The organism is Streptomyces krungchingensis (genome assembly GCF_054729265.1).
The window spans coordinates 4,236,160-4,252,569 of the sequence record NZ_JBPUKY010000001.1 but is presented as its reverse complement, the minus strand read 5'-3'; the positions used below and the strand labels follow the sequence as shown (position 1 = coordinate 4,252,569).

At 71.9% G+C, this 16,410-nt stretch carries 20 protein-coding genes; 13 read left to right on the top strand and 7 right to left on the bottom strand.

Going from position 1 to position 16,410, the window contains the following annotated elements; translation table 11 throughout:
• Nucleotides 1–15 precede the first annotated feature (15 nt).
• The gene (locus ACSYGO_RS18795) at nt 16–201 is read right to left on the bottom strand and encodes a hypothetical protein (protein WP_460387109.1); all 186 of its coding nucleotides are present in this window, start codon (nt 199–201) and stop codon (nt 16–18) included.
• A 328-nt stretch (nt 202–529) separates the two neighbouring features.
• Between ACSYGO_RS18795 and ACSYGO_RS18790 the strand changes: the two genes are divergently transcribed.
• The 7 genes from ACSYGO_RS18790 to ACSYGO_RS18760 all read left to right on the top strand — a co-directional run bounded on the left by ACSYGO_RS18790 (nt 530) and on the right by ACSYGO_RS18760 (nt 4,494).
• Nucleotides 530–769, top strand: a complete 240-nt coding sequence (locus ACSYGO_RS18790; protein ID WP_095934480.1) for a chaplin — start codon at nt 530–532, stop codon at nt 767–769.
• Nucleotides 770–992: 223 nt separating this feature from the next.
• Nucleotides 993–1,703 carry a hypothetical protein gene (locus tag ACSYGO_RS18785; RefSeq protein ID WP_460387108.1) on the top strand — a complete coding sequence of 237 codons (711 nt, stop codon included), beginning with the start codon at nt 993–995 and terminating at the stop codon, nt 1,701–1,703.
• Between the two features lie 222 nt (nt 1,704–1,925).
• The gene (locus tag ACSYGO_RS18780; RefSeq protein WP_426681147.1) at nt 1,926–2,228 is read left to right on the top strand and encodes a hypothetical protein; all 303 of its coding nucleotides are present in this window, start codon (nt 1,926–1,928) and stop codon (nt 2,226–2,228) included.
• 87 nt (nt 2,229–2,315) lie between these two features.
• Nucleotides 2,316–2,555 carry a chaplin gene (locus ACSYGO_RS18775; protein ID WP_426681221.1) on the top strand — a complete coding sequence of 80 codons (240 nt, stop codon included), beginning with the start codon at nt 2,316–2,318 and terminating at the stop codon, nt 2,553–2,555.
• A 192-nt stretch (nt 2,556–2,747) separates the two neighbouring features.
• Nucleotides 2,748–3,245 (top strand): DUF5949 family protein, encoded by a 498-nt coding sequence (locus ACSYGO_RS18770; RefSeq protein WP_460387107.1) that lies wholly within the window; start codon nt 2,748–2,750, stop codon nt 3,243–3,245.
• Complete coding sequence (locus ACSYGO_RS18765) at nt 3,245–3,874, top strand: vitamin K epoxide reductase family protein (protein ID WP_432172071.1); 630 nt, start codon at nt 3,245–3,247, stop codon at nt 3,872–3,874. Before ACSYGO_RS18770 ends, ACSYGO_RS18765 begins: the two co-directional genes overlap by 1 nt.
• A 101-nt stretch (nt 3,875–3,975) precedes the next feature.
• Nucleotides 3,976–4,494 (top strand): hypothetical protein, encoded by a 519-nt coding sequence (locus ACSYGO_RS18760; RefSeq protein ID WP_460387106.1) that lies wholly within the window; start codon nt 3,976–3,978, stop codon nt 4,492–4,494.
• 99 nt (nt 4,495–4,593) lie between these two features.
• Here ACSYGO_RS18760 and ACSYGO_RS18755 read toward each other — a convergent pair whose 3' ends face one another.
• Nucleotides 4,594–4,719, bottom strand: a complete 126-nt coding sequence (locus ACSYGO_RS18755) for a hypothetical protein (protein ID WP_460387105.1) — start codon at nt 4,717–4,719, stop codon at nt 4,594–4,596.
• Between ACSYGO_RS18755 and ACSYGO_RS18750 the strand changes: the two genes are divergently transcribed.
• From ACSYGO_RS18750 to ACSYGO_RS18740, 3 genes are all read left to right on the top strand, one after another.
• Complete coding sequence (locus ACSYGO_RS18750) at nt 4,718–5,278, top strand: tyrosinase cofactor (protein ID WP_460387104.1); 561 nt, start codon at nt 4,718–4,720, stop codon at nt 5,276–5,278. The two genes, ACSYGO_RS18755 and ACSYGO_RS18750, sit on opposite strands and share 2 nt — an antisense overlap.
• Complete coding sequence (locus tag ACSYGO_RS18745) at nt 5,262–6,128, top strand: tyrosinase family protein (RefSeq protein ID WP_432172068.1); 867 nt, start codon at nt 5,262–5,264, stop codon at nt 6,126–6,128. The genes ACSYGO_RS18750 and ACSYGO_RS18745 overlap by 17 nt, the downstream gene beginning before the upstream one ends.
• A 307-nt stretch (nt 6,129–6,435) precedes the next feature.
• A complete protein-coding gene (locus tag ACSYGO_RS18740) occupies nt 6,436–7,596 on the top strand; it encodes an IS30 family transposase (RefSeq protein WP_460389736.1) in 1,161 nt (386 codons plus the stop codon).
• 65 nt (nt 7,597–7,661) lie between these two features.
• Here ACSYGO_RS18740 and ACSYGO_RS18735 read toward each other — a convergent pair whose 3' ends face one another.
• On the bottom strand, nt 7,662–7,955 hold the full coding sequence (locus ACSYGO_RS18735) for a chaplin (protein WP_432174971.1): 294 nt from the start codon (nt 7,953–7,955) through the stop codon (nt 7,662–7,664).
• A 202-nt stretch (nt 7,956–8,157) separates the two neighbouring features.
• Here ACSYGO_RS18735 and ACSYGO_RS18730 point away from each other — a divergent pair, with 202 nt between their 5' ends.
• Nucleotides 8,158–8,796: a DUF2087 domain-containing protein gene (locus ACSYGO_RS18730; RefSeq protein ID WP_460387103.1), complete on the top strand. Its 639-nt coding sequence runs from the start codon at nt 8,158–8,160 to the stop codon at nt 8,794–8,796.
• Nucleotides 8,797–8,983: 187 nt separating this feature from the next.
• Here the strand turns inward: ACSYGO_RS18730 and ACSYGO_RS18725 are convergent, their stop codons facing one another.
• Nucleotides 8,984–9,967: a D-2-hydroxyacid dehydrogenase family protein gene (locus ACSYGO_RS18725; protein ID WP_460387102.1), complete on the bottom strand. Its 984-nt coding sequence runs from the start codon at nt 9,965–9,967 to the stop codon at nt 8,984–8,986.
• Between the two features lie 124 nt (nt 9,968–10,091).
• Between ACSYGO_RS18725 and ACSYGO_RS18720 the strand changes: the two genes are divergently transcribed.
• Together ACSYGO_RS18720 and ACSYGO_RS18715 are read left to right on the top strand one after the other, a co-directional pair.
• Nucleotides 10,092–10,673 carry a hypothetical protein gene (locus tag ACSYGO_RS18720; protein ID WP_460387101.1) on the top strand — a complete coding sequence of 194 codons (582 nt, stop codon included), beginning with the start codon at nt 10,092–10,094 and terminating at the stop codon, nt 10,671–10,673.
• 30 nt (nt 10,674–10,703) lie between these two features.
• Nucleotides 10,704–11,456: a YcnI family copper-binding membrane protein gene (locus tag ACSYGO_RS18715; protein ID WP_460387100.1), complete on the top strand. Its 753-nt coding sequence runs from the start codon at nt 10,704–10,706 to the stop codon at nt 11,454–11,456.
• 521 nt (nt 11,457–11,977) lie between these two features.
• On the opposite strand, the gene ACSYGO_RS18710 is transcribed toward ACSYGO_RS18715, so the two are convergent.
• The 3 genes from ACSYGO_RS18710 to ACSYGO_RS18700 all read right to left on the bottom strand — a co-directional run bounded on the left by ACSYGO_RS18710 (nt 11,978) and on the right by ACSYGO_RS18700 (nt 16,360).
• Nucleotides 11,978–13,348, bottom strand: a complete 1,371-nt coding sequence (locus ACSYGO_RS18710) for an LAETG motif-containing sortase-dependent surface protein (RefSeq protein WP_460387099.1) — start codon at nt 13,346–13,348, stop codon at nt 11,978–11,980.
• Between the two features lie 297 nt (nt 13,349–13,645).
• Nucleotides 13,646–14,116: a single-stranded DNA-binding protein gene (locus tag ACSYGO_RS18705; protein ID WP_460387098.1), complete on the bottom strand. Its 471-nt coding sequence runs from the start codon at nt 14,114–14,116 to the stop codon at nt 13,646–13,648.
• A 189-nt stretch (nt 14,117–14,305) separates the two neighbouring features.
• Nucleotides 14,306–16,360, bottom strand: coding sequence for a YfjP family GTPase (locus ACSYGO_RS18700; protein ID WP_460387097.1), 2,055 nt, complete (start codon nt 16,358–16,360; stop codon nt 14,306–14,308).
• Nucleotides 16,361–16,410 lie beyond the last annotated feature (50 nt).

The following is a 16,410-nucleotide window of genomic DNA, read 5'->3' as shown; positions in this document are numbered from 1 at the left end:
GCAAAGGCGCGCGCGTCACTGCTTCGCGTCGACGGCGCCGAACTGTGCGCTGATCCAGGCCGCGTCCCGCTGCGAAACGATCCGGGAGGCCAACTGGTCACCCCTGCACCGGATCGCGGTGCCGGCCGGTGCCCGGAGCGCCGCGCGGGCCGAGCGGACCACCGGCGTGCGGTGCGGCGGAAGACCCGGGGAACGGCGCATGACCGGCGATGCCCTTTCGGGGAGAAAAGGTTCTGGATCAGCGGACGGTCGGAATCTGTACATCACATGAATACGTGTCGACTCCCCGTCCTTCGGAGGCCTGTTGGCGTCTGGCCGACGTCCGGTTCCAAGCGGCGCCAGGAGGAGCCCGACTCTAGCCCCCTATACGCATTTGTCGTCGAAACCATCGAAGTGTGTCGGAATGGTGAAGCTGCGCGTTTTGTGGCATCACTCTTCCGGGGCACAACCCGCGCGTGGCTCACGCGTTGACTTTCTGTGCCGGGCATCCCGCCCGGATGTTGTGTCGATCTCCAAGGAGCACTTCTCCATGTCGCGTATCGCGAAGGGCCTGGCCCTGACCTCCGTTGCCGCCGCCGCTGTGGCCGGTGCCGCCGGTATCGCCGCCGCCGACAGCGGGGCGAACGGCGCGGCCGTCCAGTCCCCCGGCGTCCTGTCGGGCAATGTCGTGGAGGTCCCCGTGCACGTCCCGGTCAACGCCTGCGGCAACACGGTCGACGTCATCGGTCTGCTGAACCCGTCGTTCGGCGACCGCTGCGCCAACGACTGACGTCCACGCGGACCCTTCCGGCCGTCCTCCGAAGCGGAGGGCGGCCGGTTCGCGTTGCCCCGAATGGGGGGAATGTGCCGCAATCCCCCGCATGGCTCCTGACCAGGGGCGATGACGGTGTTATGGACGCGAGGCCGCTACGCAGAGCAGTCGTTCGGTTGCACAGGGCGACAACCGCTTTCACGGTGATTCCAGGTTCGACCAAACATCGAAGGGAACATCCATGCGTGCTCTGCCCGCACGACGCATCGCCTCCACCGCTCTCAGTGCCACGCTTCTGCTCGGGATCGCCGCTCCGGCCGCCATCGCCGCGGACGGCGACTCGTCGCGTGGCACCAGCCACACGGCGGCGGCACCCGTCCCCGGCGCGGACGCGCTTCTCGCGCAGGTCCAGTCCCTGGCCGACATAGGTGGCGTACTGAGCCCGGTGACCGACCTGCTGAACACCGTCCTCAAGGCGGACAACGGCCAGCTCACCCCCGATCAGGCGACGAAACTCGGCCAGGCCGTGAAGGACGCCATCGCCAAGGTCGCGGCAGCCGCCCCGGCGACCCCGCCGGTCGCGCTGCCCGACACCACGACGCCGACCACCACCACGCTGCCCTCGGTGACGAAGAGCGCCGAGGCCAAGGACGGCAAGGCGCCGGCCGCCAAGGCGCAGATGGACCTCAAGGGCGACGCGCTGACCGCACTCCAGGCGGCGGTCGACGCGCTGCTCAAGGCCGCCACCTCCGGCGACCCCGCCCAGGTCGTGCCGGCGGTCACCGCCGTGGTCACCGGCCTCGTCAACTTCGTCGTCGCCACGGTCCTCGGCGGCGGGCTCCCCGCGGCCAACCTGCCGGGTCTGCCCTCGCTGTCCGGCGTGACGAGCACGCTGCCCACGTCCGACGTCACCAGCACGCTGCCGACGGGCGGTCTCCTGCCCACCCGCTGAGCCCGGGGAGCGGTGTCTGAGGCGAAGCAGTCGCCACCCTGCCGTCATGCCGACCGTCTCCGGTCGGCATGACGGCTGTTTTATATGAGAATGCGACACGCCGTTCGTTCGGGTGGGGTGCAGGAATTTTCTGCATGCGGGGTTTCCGGCGGGAGCGGGGCTCGTTAGCCGGGCGAAGAGGAATTCCCTCTGGTGACCTGAGTTGCCGATGAAAGGAACCCGATGAAGTCCCTGAAGGCCGCCGCTGTCGTTGCCGGGTCCGTGGTCGTCGCTGGTGCCGCCGCGCCCGCCTTTGCCGCCGATGCCTCCAACCTCACGCCCAGCAGCCTCAACGGCGCCCTGGAGACCATCACCAGTCAGCGCACGCTCAACGCCGAGGACCTGATGCCCCTCCAGCACCAGTCGAACGCGCTCGACACCGAGAACAAGGGCTCGCTGCTCAACTCCGTGGACGGCGTCACGAAGGCGGTCAACTCCTCCGGCACCCCCGCGAAGCTCCTCGGCGGACTTCCTCTCCAGGGCTGATCGGTTCATTTCATCGCGTGTCTTTTCCAGGGGGCCTGCGGCGATTTCCCTAGGATTTGGGGCAAATCTCCCAGGAAAGGGTTGATGATGAACACTGCCAAGAAGGTCGCTCTCATTCTTGCCGCCGCCGGAATGGCCATGGGTGTCGCTGCCGGCAGCGCCGTCGCCGACACCGGTGCCGAGGGCCTCGCGGCCAACTCCCCCGGCCTTGTCTCCGGCAACGTGATCCAGGTTCCCGTGCACGTCCCGGTGAACGCCTGCGGCGACTCCGTCAGCGTCATCGGTCTGCTGAACCCGGCGAGCGCCAACGGCTGCGCCACCGACTGACGTCGTACGCGATACGAAAAGGGCCGATTCCGCAGAATCGCGGAGTCGGCCCTTTCGCGCCGGAAAACGCGGGACCGGCGCTTCCGTGCTGTTCGAGAAGCGTCCCTCATTCGTGTGGTCGACCCTCCGGTCATCCCCCGGGCGGGTGATGAACCGGCCCGACCCGTTCGGGTGCGTCGATAAGGTTCCGCGGTGACTTCAACCCCAAGTGAAACGCGCCCTTTCCGGGCCGCCGACCTCGGCACGCTCGCCGTCATGGCCTTCAGCGGTGAAACCCCCGACGGCGACATGCCCTATCTCCTCGCCTATTCCCTGGGTGACGGCGCGGGCGGCCCCGAGGCCTCGGCGACGGCCATCGAGCAGCTGCTCACCAGCAACGGGCTGCCCGTCGGCGAGACGCTCCTCGACGCCTCGCGCAAGCCGAGCCTGCCGCTCAGCCTCCTCGTCGAGGCCGGTCAGGCCGTCGTCACGATGCCGCACCTCAACGCCCAGTGCGTCGCGCCGCCGGAGTGGCTCGCAGCCGTGGCCGAACGGGGTTACGCCTACTTCCTGTTCGCCACCCGCGCCTGGCCCGAGGCGCAGCCCGGCAAGCCCGTCGCGCCGGAGAGCCTGGCGGCCTTCGCGGGCGACGAGGAGACCCTGCTCAGCGCCGCGCACGTACTCCTGCCCGCGCGCACCCTGCGCGGCTGATGGTGTCCACCGCGGGGCGGGGGACACACGGCGAGGACGGCGCGTCCGTACGGACCGCGGGCAGCAGTCGCGCGTTCGCCCTGATGCTGGTGATCACCGGAGCCGCCGGGCTGCTCGCCGCCTGGGTCATCACGATCGACAAGTTCAAACTGCTGGAGAACCCGAACTTCGTGCCCGGGTGCAGCCTGAACCCGGTCGTCTCCTGCGGCAACATCATGAAGAGCGACCAGGCCTCCGCCTTCGGCTTCCCCAACCCGATGCTCGGACTGGTGACGTACGGCATCGTCATCTGCGTCGGCATGAGCCTGCTCGCCCGCGCCACCTTCCCGCGCTGGTATTGGCTCACCTTCAACGCCGGCACGCTCTTCGGCGTCGGATTCTGCACCTGGCTGCAGTTCCAGTCGCTCTACCGCATCAGCGCGCTCTGCCTGTGGTGCTGCCTGGCCTGGGCCGCCACGATCATCATGTTCTGGTACGTGACGTCATTCAACGTACGAAATGAATTCCTGCCCGCACCCGCCTGGCTCCGTCAATTCCTCGCGGAGTTCACCTGGGTCCCGCCGCTGCTGCACATCGGCATCATCGGCATGCTGATCCTGACCCGTTGGTGGGATTTCTGGACGAGCTGACTATTGCGTCTGTCGGGGGAATCTTGCACTGGTGGCGTTCTCGGCATCGTTACGCGGTACGGACGCTGAGCCCGCCGAACCCTGAAAGGGCCGTACCTGAGATGAAGCCGACCACACGAGGAACTCTCGCCGCCGTCATGACCGGCGTCGTGGCAGCGGTGGGCGCCGCCGCCGCGGCCCCCGCCGTCGCGGCCGGCACGGTCCCGGTCCCCGTACCCCTGGAAGGTGTCGAGAACGCCCTCAACCTGCCCGCCCCCAAGATCTCCGGGGAGTTGCCGCTGCCGACGCCCGGAAGTCCCGAGGGCCCCCGGTACGTCGAGGGACGGCTGATCCCCGAAGGCGCCCTGCCGCAACTGCCGCTCAGCGGCGGACTGCCCGGGGCGGACCTGCGTACGTCCCTCCCGCACGTTCTCGGCGACGGCCTCGAACACGTCGGCGTCGACGCGCCCGCGACCGGCCTGCGGACGCTGACCCCCGGACTGTCCCTGGACGCCCCGCTCGGTCCCCCGAACCCCCACCATTTCGGGCTCCCGGACACCAAGCTCCCCCAGGCCGCCGTGCTCGCGCCGCTGCTCAGGACGACTCCCGCCGCGAACGTGGAGGCGGGGTCGGGCTCCTGAGGGGCTTCGACGAAACCCCTGGGGCCTGGCCGCAGCAGGGGGCGAGGCCCGGGTGTCCGGCTCCGGCCCGCCGCCGCCACTGATCCGGACCGAATCCGCCTAGGAGAGAACCATGTTCGTCAGGAGAGCGTCGGCCGAGGCGTCCGGCGAGGCGCCGGGCAGCGTGCCGAGCCGGGTGTCGAGGCGAGTGTCCGACGGGAGGTCGGTGACACGGCGAGGCGCCATGCGCGGCCTGTTCGTGTCGGCCGTCGCCCTCGCGCTGGCCCCGGTCGTCGCGGCCTCGCGGCCCTCGCGCGACCTGCGCCCCGGGGACAGGTCGTTCGACGAGATGTACCGCGGCCGGCACATCCTCGGGACGAGGATCGGCTCCGACGGCCGGGCCGCGTACGGGACCGGCGGCGCATGGGAGGTCACCGTCGACGGCCGTCCGCTGCACCTGATGCGCCGCGCGGACGGCAGCTACATGAGCATGGTCGACCACTACGAGTCGTATCCGACACCGCTCGACGCGGCCCGAGCGGCCGTCGACGGACTCGGCCCCTCGGAGCACCTGCGCGACATGGACATGGGCCTGGGCAGGCCCGGGGCCGGCGGACGCGACCTGGGGAGCGACACGCTCGGGCGCGGAGGCCTCGGGCGCACGGACGCCGGGGCCACCGGGGTCACCGGGGCCACCGGGGTCACCGGGGTCACCGGGGCCACCGGAGACAGCGGGGCCACCGGGAACGGCGTTCGCCGGAGCGGCGCGGAGGGGAGCAGTCACCACCATGGTGTACACGCGTAAGGACGTCAGCACGCTCACCCGCACGGAGCGGCGCCGCTTCGTCGACGCGCTGCTGGCGGTCAAACGCAGGGGCGAGTACGACGAGTTCGTCCGCATGCACGTCGAGTACTACGTCTCCGACGGTGACGGCCGACTGCGTGCGGCCCACATGGCGCCGTCCTTCCTCCCGTGGCACCGGCGGTTCCTGCTGGAACTGGAGCGGGCCCTGCGCCGCGTGGACCCGTCGGTGAGCGTGCCGTACTGGGACTGGACGCGGGACCGCACGGCCAAGTCGGTGCCCTGGACCGAGGACCTGCTCGGCGGCACCGGACGGCGCTCGGACCGGCAGGTCATGAACGGGCCCTTCGCCCACGCGCACGGCAAGTGGACGATCAAGGAAGGGGTGACCGACGGCGCGTTCCTCACACGCGAGCTCGGCCGCCCGCGCAATCCGATCCAGCTGCCCACGCGGAAGGAGCTGAACTCCGCATTGGACGAACGCGTCTACGACACGTCCCCGTGGAACTCCACGTCCACCCGCGGGTTCCGCAACAAGATCGAAGGGTGGGGCTCCGGTTCCGGCAGCTCGGCCTGGCGCAACCACAACCGCGTCCACCGCTGGGTCGGCGGGCACATGCTCGGCGGCGCCTCCGTGAACGATCCCGTCTTCTGGCTGCACCACGCCTTCGTGGACCTTCAGTGGTCACGCTGGCAGAAGCGGCACGGCGGCGCGCGGTACCTGCCCGACCGGCCGCCGGCCCGGGGCGAGTCGCAGTACGGCCGGATCGTCGCCCGGCACGAGAAGATGCCGCCGTGGGGCGTGACTCCGGACTCGCTGGAGGACCACAGCGCCATCTACCGGTACGCGTAGGTACCGGAGCGGTACGGCGTAGGCACCGGGGAGCCGGTCCGGCACGTGGTGAGCGGCCCGCCGGAACCGTGGCGCGGCTGCCGCCGCGTGGCGTGCGGACGGTCGGCGGCGCGGTCGCATCGGCGGCGCGCGGGTGGAGCGGCGGTGGTCTCGCCGGACACACGGGAGACAGCGGAAGGCCCCCGGCGGTGACACTTGGGTTCTAGTAGTCGTCGCAACACCCCAGCTCAAGGGGTGCGATGGACTTCGAGATCCGTAAGGACAGAAGCCCGGGGGCCGGTCGTCGCCTGACTCGTGAGCGGGAGGTATATCTCCAGCTCATGAGTCAGGGCTACGGCAACGCGGAAGCATGCAGAATCGTCGGGGTCAACCGGGGACCGGCAAGAGATGGCGCAACGGGCACCACTCGCCGACCTACGGCAGGCCAAAGCCGCCGATCACGGCCGGTCCATCGGCTATCGACCCCTCCCGCTACCTCCGGGAAGCGGACCGCATCCACATCGCTGACCGGCTGCGGGAGAAGGCGTCCATCCGGCAGATCGCCGCCGAGCTGGGCCGCAGCCCCTCGACCATCAGCAGGGAGATACGCCGCAACGGCGCGCTCTGGCGCGGCAAGGACTGGGTCTATCGGCCGCACGCCGCGCACCGACGGGCGGAGGAGCGTCGGCCACGGCCCAAGACGGGAAAGATCGGCCAGAACTCCGAGCTGCGGGACTTCATCCAGCACCACCTCTCCCTGCGCTGGAGCCCGGAACAGGTCTGCCAGGCTCTGCGGACCGCCTTCCCCGACCGGCCGGAGATGCACGTGGTCCACGAGACGATCTACCAGGCCCTCTACGTCCAGTGCCGCGGAGAACTCCGCCGCGAGTTGGCCAAGGCCCTGCGGACAGGCCGCACGATGCGCCGACCGCACCGCCAGTCCTACAAGCGCAGAGCCCGCAACATCCCGGACAAGGTCATGATCAGCGAACGTCCGGCCGAGGCAGCCGACCGGGCAGTCCCGGGCCACTGGGAGGGCGACCTCATCATCGGCAAAGACCACAAGTCGGCCATCGCCACACTCGTGGAGCGCAGCACCCGCTACGTGATGCTCGCCCACCTCCCCGACGGCTACAACGCCACCAGCACGAGGGACGCACTCGTTCAGACCGTGCAGACGCTCCCGCCGCACTTGCGCAGGTCCCTGACCTGGGACCAAGGCTCAGAGATGTCCCGGCACAAGGAGTTCTCCATCGCCACGGACACCCCGGTCTTCTTCTGCGACCCCGGCAGTCCCTGGCAGCGCGGCTCGAACGAGAACACCAACGGCCTGCTGCGGCAGTACTTCCCCAAGGGCACGGATCTGTCCCGCCATAGCCGCGAGCACCTGCATGCCGTGGCGGCCGAACTCAACAGCCGGCCACGCAAAACGCTCGGCTGGCAAACACCAGCCGAGCGCCTCGCTAAGCTCCTGGCGACAGCCAGTTGATCACTGTGTTGCGACGACCCCTGGAATTCGCCACACCGCCGGGGGCCTTGCTCGTGCGCGTCGGCTCAGCTGCCGTAGCCGTAGCCCTCGTCGTCGCCGTCCCTGTCCTTCTCGGGGGTGCCGGCGTTCTCGCACTGGTTGCCGAACACCGGGTTCAGCAGGCCGACGACGTCGACGGTGTCCCCGCACAGGTTGACCGGCACGTGGACCGGGGCCTGGATCGCGTTGCCCGACACGGCGCCGGGCGAGCCGGCTGCCTCGCCGGCGGCACCGGCGTCCGCCATGGCGAGGCCGGCCCCGCTGAGCATCACGGCACCCGTGCCCAGGGCCACGACGGTGGCCTTCGCGATGCGAGACATCACGTTCTCCTTTGGGTCGATGAGTGCGGCTGCACGGACGCGGCCGCACTGCCCCTACAACGCGCCCACCCACACCTGGTCACGGCGTCCGCCGGTGCATCACCCTTCCCGAACTGGGCGTTCGATGCGTCCACCGCCTACGGCCGGGCCCGGGAGGAAATTCGTTACGGCACCCGGCCCACCCAGGACTAGCCTGCCGGGCATGCCGACCGACGAACCGACCGACCTTCCCACCGACCGGCCCACCGACCTGCCGAGCGGCCGGAGCGACCTGCCCGAGCTGCCGGACCCCGCCGAACTCGTCGGCCTGATCCGCCTGTTCGCGGAGGAGAAGCGGGTGCGCGCCTTCGCCGCGGTGGCCCTCGGGGCGGAGAACCCGACGCAGGTCGGGGAGCGGGCGGGACTCTCCCCGAAGGACACCGGCGGCGCCCTGCGACGGCTCCGCGACCAGGGCGTGATCGCCGAGGACGCCGGACGCCTGGGCGTGGCCCACCAGCGCTTCCGGGAGCTCGCACGCGCCGCCCGCCCGCGCACGGCGGCCACCGAGGACTACGGCTCGCAGGACGAACGGTCCGAGACGGTGCTGCGGACCTTCGTGCGCGACGGCCGCCTGGTCCGGCTGCCGTCGCAGTGGCAGCGCAAGCTGGTCGTGCTGCGGCACATCGCCGAGCGGACCTTCGAACCGGGTGTCGAGTACCCGGAGCGGACCGTCAACGAGAAGCTCCGCGCCTGGTGCGAGGACGCCCCCGTCGACCATGTGACCCTGCGGCGCTACCTCGTGGACCTGCATCACCTGCAACGCCAGGACGGCTTCTACTGGCGGCCCGCGGCGACGGCCTGAGGGCTCGTGACGACGGCCTGAGGGCTCGTGACGACGGCCTGAGGGCTCGTGACGACGGCCTGAGGGCTCGTGACGACGGCCTGAGGGCTCGTGACGACGGCCTGAGGGCTCGTGACGACGGGCTGAGAGCTCGCGGCGACCGGCGGAGTGCCTGCGGCGCCGGCTCGGGCGCCCGCGGGCCGGGTGCTCAGCCCAGCCGGCGCACGGGATCGCCGGCCAGGAACGCCTGGATGTCCTCGACCGCCGCGCCGTAGTACGTCTCGTAGTTGGCCCGCGACACATAGCCGAGGTGCGGGGTCGCCAGCAGGCGCGGGGCCGTGCGCATCGGGTGGTCGGCGGGGAGCGGTTCGACGTCGAACACGTCGACGCCCGCGCCCGCGATCCGGCCCTCGTGCAGGGCGGCGAGCAGCGCGTCCTGGTCGACGATCGCCGCGCGCGAGGTGTTGACGAGGTACGCGGTCGGCTTGAGGAGCGCCAGCTCGGGCGCGCCGACCAGACCCCGGGTGCGTTCGCCGAGCGCGAGGTGGACCGAGACGAAGTCGCTGCTCGCGAGCAGCTCCTCCTTGGAGGCCGCCCGTTCCACGCCGACCTCGGCGGCGCGTTCCGCGGTGAGGTGCCGGCTCCAGGCGCTGACCCGCATGCCGAAGGCGAGTCCGACCTGGGCCACCCGGCCGCCGATCCTCCCGAGTCCGAGCAGGCCGAGCCGGCGGCCGTGCAGGTCGGCGCCCACGGTGCTCTGCCAAGGGCCGCCCGTCCGCAGCGCGTCGTTCTCGGTGACGATGCCGCGGGCCAGGCCGAGCAGCAGTGCCCAGGTCAGCTCCACCGGGGGCGTCGAGGAACTGGGGGTGCCGCACACGGTCACGCCGTGCCTCTCGGCGGCGGCGTAGTCGATCACCGAGTTGCGCATCCCGGAGGCGACCAGCAGCCTGAGCCGGGGCAGCCGGGCGAGCAACGACGCCGGGAACGGCACCCGCTCGCGCAGGGTGACGACGATGTCGAAGTCCGCCAGCGCCGCCGCCAGCGCGTCCTCGGCCGCGGCCTCGCCGCCCCCGGCGGCCCGGGGCCGCTCGCGGAAGCTGACGACCTCCACGTCGTCGGCGAGCGGCGACCAGTCGGCCATCTCGGTCGCGACTCCCTGGAAGTCGTCGAGCACGGCACAGCGAAGTCGCATGTCAGGTCCCTCCCAGGATCAACCGGACCCTATCCGGGCCGGGTCGGGGCGGAGCGTCGGGATGCGAGGCGGCTCCCGGGAAGCCACGACGGTCCCTCCCGCCGCATGGCAGTATCTGGGCTCCATGAGTGCGTCCCCGGCAGTACGGAGCCTGCGCGCGGCGGTGTTCGCCGTGCTGTGCGTGCTGCTGGCCGCCGGGGGACACGGACTGGCCACGGGACAGGCACCGCCGCTCCGGGCGGACGCTGCCGGGGCCCTCGCCGTCTTCGCCGCCGCCTGTCTGCTGGGCGGCCGGGAACGGTCGCTGCTCGGGATCGGCGGCGGGATGCTGGCCGCGCAGGCCGGGCTCCACTTCGGGTTCGAGGCCGCACGGCCGCGCATGGCGATGACCATGCACGGGGCGCACATGACGCACCCGCACGCCATGACGCCGCACGCCACGGCCGCACATCTGACCGCGGCCCTGCTGGTGACCTGGTGGCTGCGGCGCGGTGAGGCCGCGCTGTGGACCCTGCTGCGGTGGGCCGTGACGCTCGTCCCGGGTCTCGTGGCGTGGTGGCGGGTACGGACGGGAACGTCCTTCGCACCGGCGCGCCGGGGTGCCGTACGCCCCGCGTCGGTGCCGGCGCGTCCGTTGCGGCAGGTGCTGCTGCGGTACGCCGTCTCCCGTCGGGGACCGCCGGCCGGGCTCGCGTACACGACCTGACCGCGTTCCACACCAGTACGGAGTCCCCTGATGTCCCCGATGAGCACCACCCTGCGCCGCGCCGGCGTCGTCGCCGCCCTGAGCACCGCCGGAGTCCTGACCGCGGCGGGTGCCGCCTTCGCGCATGTGACGGTCCACCCCGAGAGTTACCCCAAGGGCGCCACGGACGGTGTCCTGACCTTCCGCGTCCCCAATGAGGAGGACACCGCCAGCACCACGAAGGTGCAGGTGTTCCTGCCCACCGACCACCCCGTCCTGGGCGTCCTGGTCACTCCGCAGGCGGGCTGGACCGCCAAGGTGACGACCACCCGGCTGAAGAAGCCGATCAAGACGGACGACGGCACGATCACCGACGCCGTCTCGGAGATCACCTGGACCGGCGGCCGGATCCGGCACGGCGAGTTCCAGGACTTCGACGTCGCCTTCGGCCAACTGCCCGACGACACCGACCGGCTGGCCTTCAAGACCCTGCAGACCTACTCGGACGGCAAGGTGGTCCGCTGGATCGAGGAGACGCCGAAGGGCGGCGAGGAGCCGGAGAGCCCGGCGCCGCTGCTCTCGCTCACCGCCGAGACCGCGGGCGGGGCGGACTCCGGTGAGGGGCCGTCCTCGGCCTCCTCGTCGGCGCCGGCGTCGGAATCGACCGCCAAGGCGTCGACGGCGAGCGACAAGAGCAGTGACTCGACCGCTCGCGGCCTGGGTGTCGCCGGGCTGGTGGTGGGTGTCCTCGGGCTGCTCGCCGCCGGATTCGCCCTCGTCCGCGGCCGGAACGCACGCTCCTAGCCGCCGCGCGGCGCCCGCGGCTGGAACGCGCGGGCCTGCCGGCAGCGCGGCAGCCGTCCCGCCGGTTCCGGCCGGTGGGGCGGCGGTCCGGTGTCAGTTCCCGTCGGCCGGGCGGACCGCCCGGCGCTGCTCGACCGGTGGCGAGGGCCGCTCCGGCCCGGGCCCCTGAGGGGCCGTCACCGGTCTTCCCGAACACCACGGCCCGACCACCGTAGGGGTGGCTGGGGCCCGCCGCAAAGCCGTGCGCCCGCGCGGGTATCGAAGATCACAAACGGCTGCCCGTGGCGCGGGACCGCCCGACCCGCGGTGCGGGAAGCGTCCGGCCGGACGGTGGTGCGGCCCTTCAGCAAGGCCCGTGGCCCGGGCGCCTGGGGCGGGCCGAGGCCACGGTCTCACGAAGCCGTCCTGAGTACGGTCACCTGCTGTCGAGCTGTCGAGCTGTCGAGCTGTCGAGCTGTCGAGCTGTCGAGCTGTCGAGCTGTCGAGCCGTCGAGGTGCCGGGTGGCTCAGTCCTGTGCGGCTCAGTCCTGCGTCGGTGACTTCTTGCGGCGGACGAGGACCACCGCGGCGCCGCCGATGACGACGAGGGCGATGGCGATCCCCGCGATGACGGGCGTCGCGCTCGAACTGCCGGTCTCGGCGAGATCGCTGTCGCCGGCGGACGTGCCGCCCACCGAGGCCGGACTGGGCTCACTGACCGTCTGGGTCGTGATGTCGTTCGCGCTGCCCTGGGTCTTGCAGTCGAGGACGCCCTTGAACCGCTTCTGGAAGCCGTTCGGACCGGTGATCGTGAAGTCGTACGCCTGGTCCTCCTGGAGCGGGATGGTCACCGTCCCGGACGCGCCCGCCCCGATGGTGTGCTCGCTCCCCATCAGCTCGAAGGTGAACGGCTCGTCGCCCTCGTTGGCCGCCGTGATGTCCACGCCGCCCTCGGCGCAGTTCTTCTTGGCGGACAGAGCCGGTATGGCGCCCTTCTCGGCCCAGTTGGCGGTCGCCGTCGCGGAGACCGTCGACTCGCTGGAGCCCGCGAGGATCTGTGTCTGGCTGCGGGTCTCGGAGGTGAAGGCACGGCCGACCGGCACGGTCGTGGAAGCCTGCACCGTCAGCGCGGCCGAACCGTCCGCGCTGTCCTTCGGCACGTCGAAGTAGACGTGGCCGCCGTCGGCGGCGGACGTCACCGGCTTGCCGTCCTTGTCGACGATCTTCACGCCGGCGGCTGTGGCGTCCGCCGGGGGTGCCACCGCCACGCTGTCCGCGTTGGTGTGCACCGTGACCGGGCCGAGCCGCTCGCCGGCATGACCGGAGACCGCGGGCGGGGTGAGGCTCAGCGAGGCCTTGGGCTCGGGGAGGTTCCGCGCGCTCTTCTGCAGGTAGTCCGCGAGCTTCTGCGCCCCGGGGTCGGCCGCGTCCACGTCGGCGCCGTCCGAGTACCGCCAGATGGCCACCTGTGTACCCGCGGCCGCGTCCTTCTCCGTGAGGCTTGCGACGCCGGCCTTCGCGGCGAGGGCCGCGAGGTCGTTCACCTGGGGGTAGGAGTTCTGCAGGATCCAGCGGATCCTGCCCGCGTCCTTGTTGGCGCCCAGCGACGTGCCGCTCCAGGGCGTCTCCTGGTACTTGGCGTCCCGCTGGGTCGGGTTGTGGAGGTCGACGCAGTAGGTCTGCAGCATGCCGCCGTCGTCGACGGACATCTCGAACAGACCCGCGGAGACCCACGAGTCCTCGCCGTGGTCGTGGATGACGGCGGAGCCGTAGGTCTTCAGGTCGCCGATGGTGGCGGTCGCACCACCGAGGCTCTGCGGGGTCTCGTCGGCGGCGGCCGTGCCGGCGGTGGCGAGTGCCCCCGCGGCGACGAGACCCGACACCAACGTCGCGGCGGTGAGACGGGCTGTCACCCGCCTGCGCGCGAACGACGCAGAGAACGAACGAAACACAGAATTCCCCTTCGCGCAGGACCCGTTGATGTGGGGGACGGTCCCGCCAGCAGAATCAGAAGCCCCGTGAGCTATGCCCGGCATCCTAAAGACGCGGCGCACCACGCTCCCCGGTCATTCCATCCGATAACCGATCCGACTCGGAATCGTTATCGCTCACCCGCTTGTGAGCTGCGCTTATCGACAAATCCACGAGGACGGCTCGGTGTGAATTCACCGATAAGGCGCAGTTCGGTCAGATCGCGCGGGTCTCTGACATCACGTCACCCCGGCTGGCTCGGCCAGCTGTTGGGCGGCCGCGTCCGGAGAGGAGGGCGGGGGTGTCTCCCAACTCGGTTCGGGCCGGGGCGGCGAGGCCGGTCCCGTGTCCCCCTTCGGCGGACGGCGGAAGGCCGATGTGCCGTGTGACAGGTCGTGTCCGATCGCCGTCGCCTCGACGTCCGCGGACGTCCAGCTCTGGCCGTCCCGCGTCTCCGTACGGACCTTCAACCGCCCCTGGACGAGGACCGGATCGCCCACGGACACGGACGCCCCCACGTTCGTCGCGAGGGACTTCTTCGCCCACACCGTGAAGAAATTGGTGTGCCCGTCCACCCACTGGTTCTTCTCGCGGTCCCAGTAACGCGAGGTGACCGCCAGCCGGAACCGGGCCGACGCCCCGGTCGGCGCCTCCCGGTAGACCGGTTGCGTCGCGACGTTCCCCACCACGCACACCGTCGTCTCGTTCATGCCCGAACCCCTCTCCCGTGCGAATGCGTCCGACGCGGCGACCGCCGCGCTGCTGCGGTCGCCGCGAGTTCAGACTGCCTCCGCCGGGCCGGGCCCGCCGGGCCCTGTGGGCCACCGGCCGATTGTGGACAACCGTCTCACTCGAAGGAGTGGCAGCCGTCCGGCGCTATGCCGTTGCCCGACGCGCCGTCACCCGACGGAGGCCGGCGCCGCCCCCGTCACCCGCCCGTACTCCTCCCGGACCTCCCGGTACCGCAGCAACTCCGCGGCCAGGGGATCGAGCACACGGGCCCTGCCACAACCGGTGGCCGCCTCGCGCAGCCGCCGTTCCGCCTCCTGCCCGTAACGCCGGGCCGGTCCGCGGGCCGCCATCCTGCTGCCCCACTCGACGAGCGGTCCTCCGACGATGCCCGCCACCATCAGCAGCACCGGCACCCCGAGGTTCGGCGACATCACCCCGATGATCTGCGCCACCAGCCACAGTCCGCCGACGACCTGGAGGATCGTCATCGACACCTGCGCGAGGACGGCGACCGGCCACCAACCGGGCCGCGGCGGACGCCTGGCCGGAGTCGTGGCGCGCACCGCCATCTCGTCCAGGGCCTCGGGCAACCCCTGCGCCCCTCGCGCGGCGGCCTCGCGCACCGTCAGGGCCCAGGGGGCGGGCAGTCCGTACGCCGCCCGGTCCGCGACCACCCGTACGGCCTGCTCCACGCGCTGGCGTGCCGTGGCCTCCTCGTCCGCGGGGTCCCGCACCGGCAGACGCGCCGTCTGGGGATCGCGCCGCTCCTGCGTCCACCGCCACAGCCGCAGCCAGGGCGTGCCGCAGGCGCGGTTGGCGTTGCGGCGCCAGGCGCGCTCGGCCGCCTCCCCGGCCGCGACGGCGCCCACCGCGTCCGCGAGCCGGTCCGAGAACTCGTCGCGGGCCTCCTCGCTGAGCCCGACGCGCCGACCGGTCACGTACGCCGGGCGCAGCTGCCTGGCGGTCGCGTCGACATCGGCCGAGATCCTGCGCCCGGGGGCGTTGCGCCGGGCCACGAACTGGCCGAGGACCTCCCGCAGTTCCCCGACACCGTCCCCGGTGAGGGCGGACAGCGCGAGCACGGTCGCGCCCGGTTCGCCGTGCTCGCCGAGCGCGATGCCGTCCTCGTCGAGCAGCCGCCGCAGGTCGTCCAGGACCTGGTGGGCGGCCTCCCCGGGCAGCCGGTCCACCTGGTTGAGCACGACGAACATGACCTCGGCGTGTCCGGCCATGGGCCGCAGATAGCGCTCGTGGATGACGGCGTCCGCGTACTTCTCGGGATCCACCACCCAGATGACCGCGTCGACGAGCTTCAGGACGCGGTCGACCTGCTCGCGGTGCTGGACGGCGGCGGAGTCGTGGTCGGGCAGGTCGACCAGGACGAGACCGCGCAGCTGCGCCTCCGCCTCCGGGCTCTGCAACGGCCGCCTGCGGAGCCGGCCCGGGATCCCGAGCCGGTCGATGAGCGTGGCCGCGCCGTCGCTCCAGCTGCACGCGATGGGCGCCGCGGTGGTCGGCCGGCGGACGCCGGTCTCCGAAATGGCGACGCCCGCGAGCGCGTTGAACAGCTGGGACTTGCCGCTGCCCGTGGCCCCGGCGATGGCCACGACGGTGTGCTGCCCGGAGAGCTTGCGGCGCGCCGCGGCCTCGTCGAGGACCCGGCCGGCCTCCGCGAGGGTGTCGCTGTCGAGCCGCGCCCGCGAGACGCCCACGAGTTCACGCAGCGCGTCCAGACGAGCGCGCAGCGGGGCGTCGTACGCGAGCGGTGCCGGCGGGGCCTGCACGGCGGGTCGGGTGTCCGGCGCGGGCGGTTCCCCTGCGGTGGCCGGCTCCGTCACGCGCCGTGCGATGAGCCCGTCGTCCCAGACCGCGTCGCCGTCCGCGCGCGCGGACTCGGCGTCGCCGTTCACGCGCGCGTGCCCGTCGCCGTCGCCGGCGGGGGCGCGCTGGGGGAGTCCGGGCGCGGAGGGCTTCCTTGCTCCGGCGCCCCTGCGGAACCGGCCCTCGGCGGCAGCCGCCTCCTTGCGGTCCGCCCGCCGCTCCTTGGAGAGGCCGGTGCTCTTCCGGCGCGTGTCCTCGGAGGGGGCGTCGTCCCCGGCGGTGCCCGCGGAGCGGTCGTCGCCGGTGCGGTTCCGGCCCGGTCGGCCGCCGCCCTCGGAGGGGGTGTCGCCGGTCCGGACGCCTCCGGACGAGGTGGCGTCGGTACGGACGCCTCTGGACAAGGTGGCGTCGGTACGGGCGTCGGCCCGCGTGTCCTGGGAGGGGCCCTCCT

Excerpts from the sequence above, each read along its gene's own strand:
- ACSYGO_RS18795 (WP_460387109.1), bottom strand. The coding sequence starts at position 201 with ATGCGCCGTTCCCCGGGTCTTCCGCCGCACCGCACGCCGGTGGTCCGC.
- ACSYGO_RS18790 (WP_095934480.1), top strand. The coding sequence starts at position 530 with ATGTCGCGTATCGCGAAGGGCCTGGCCCTGACCTCCGTTGCCGCCGCC.
- ACSYGO_RS18785 (WP_460387108.1), top strand. The coding sequence starts at position 993 with ATGCGTGCTCTGCCCGCACGACGCATCGCCTCCACCGCTCTCAGTGCC.
- ACSYGO_RS18780 (WP_426681147.1), top strand. The coding sequence starts at position 1,926 with ATGAAGTCCCTGAAGGCCGCCGCTGTCGTTGCCGGGTCCGTGGTCGTC.
- ACSYGO_RS18775 (WP_426681221.1), top strand. The coding sequence starts at position 2,316 with ATGAACACTGCCAAGAAGGTCGCTCTCATTCTTGCCGCCGCCGGAATG.
- ACSYGO_RS18765 (WP_432172071.1), top strand. The coding sequence starts at position 3,245 with ATGGTGTCCACCGCGGGGCGGGGGACACACGGCGAGGACGGCGCGTCC.
- ACSYGO_RS18760 (WP_460387106.1), top strand. The coding sequence starts at position 3,976 with ATGAAGCCGACCACACGAGGAACTCTCGCCGCCGTCATGACCGGCGTC.
- ACSYGO_RS18750 (WP_460387104.1), top strand. The coding sequence starts at position 4,718 with ATGCGCGGCCTGTTCGTGTCGGCCGTCGCCCTCGCGCTGGCCCCGGTC.
- ACSYGO_RS18755 (WP_460387105.1), bottom strand. The coding sequence starts at position 4,719 with ATGGCGCCTCGCCGTGTCACCGACCTCCCGTCGGACACTCGCCTCGAC.
- ACSYGO_RS18745 (WP_432172068.1), top strand. The coding sequence starts at position 5,262 with ATGGTGTACACGCGTAAGGACGTCAGCACGCTCACCCGCACGGAGCGG.
- ACSYGO_RS18735 (WP_432174971.1), bottom strand. The coding sequence starts at position 7,955 with ATGTCTCGCATCGCGAAGGCCACCGTCGTGGCCCTGGGCACGGGTGCC.
- ACSYGO_RS18730 (WP_460387103.1), top strand. The coding sequence starts at position 8,158 with ATGCCGACCGACGAACCGACCGACCTTCCCACCGACCGGCCCACCGAC.
- ACSYGO_RS18725 (WP_460387102.1), bottom strand. The coding sequence starts at position 9,967 with ATGCGACTTCGCTGTGCCGTGCTCGACGACTTCCAGGGAGTCGCGACC.
- ACSYGO_RS18720 (WP_460387101.1), top strand. The coding sequence starts at position 10,092 with ATGAGTGCGTCCCCGGCAGTACGGAGCCTGCGCGCGGCGGTGTTCGCC.
- ACSYGO_RS18715 (WP_460387100.1), top strand. The coding sequence starts at position 10,704 with ATGTCCCCGATGAGCACCACCCTGCGCCGCGCCGGCGTCGTCGCCGCC.
- ACSYGO_RS18705 (WP_460387098.1), bottom strand. The coding sequence starts at position 14,116 with ATGAACGAGACGACGGTGTGCGTGGTGGGGAACGTCGCGACGCAACCG.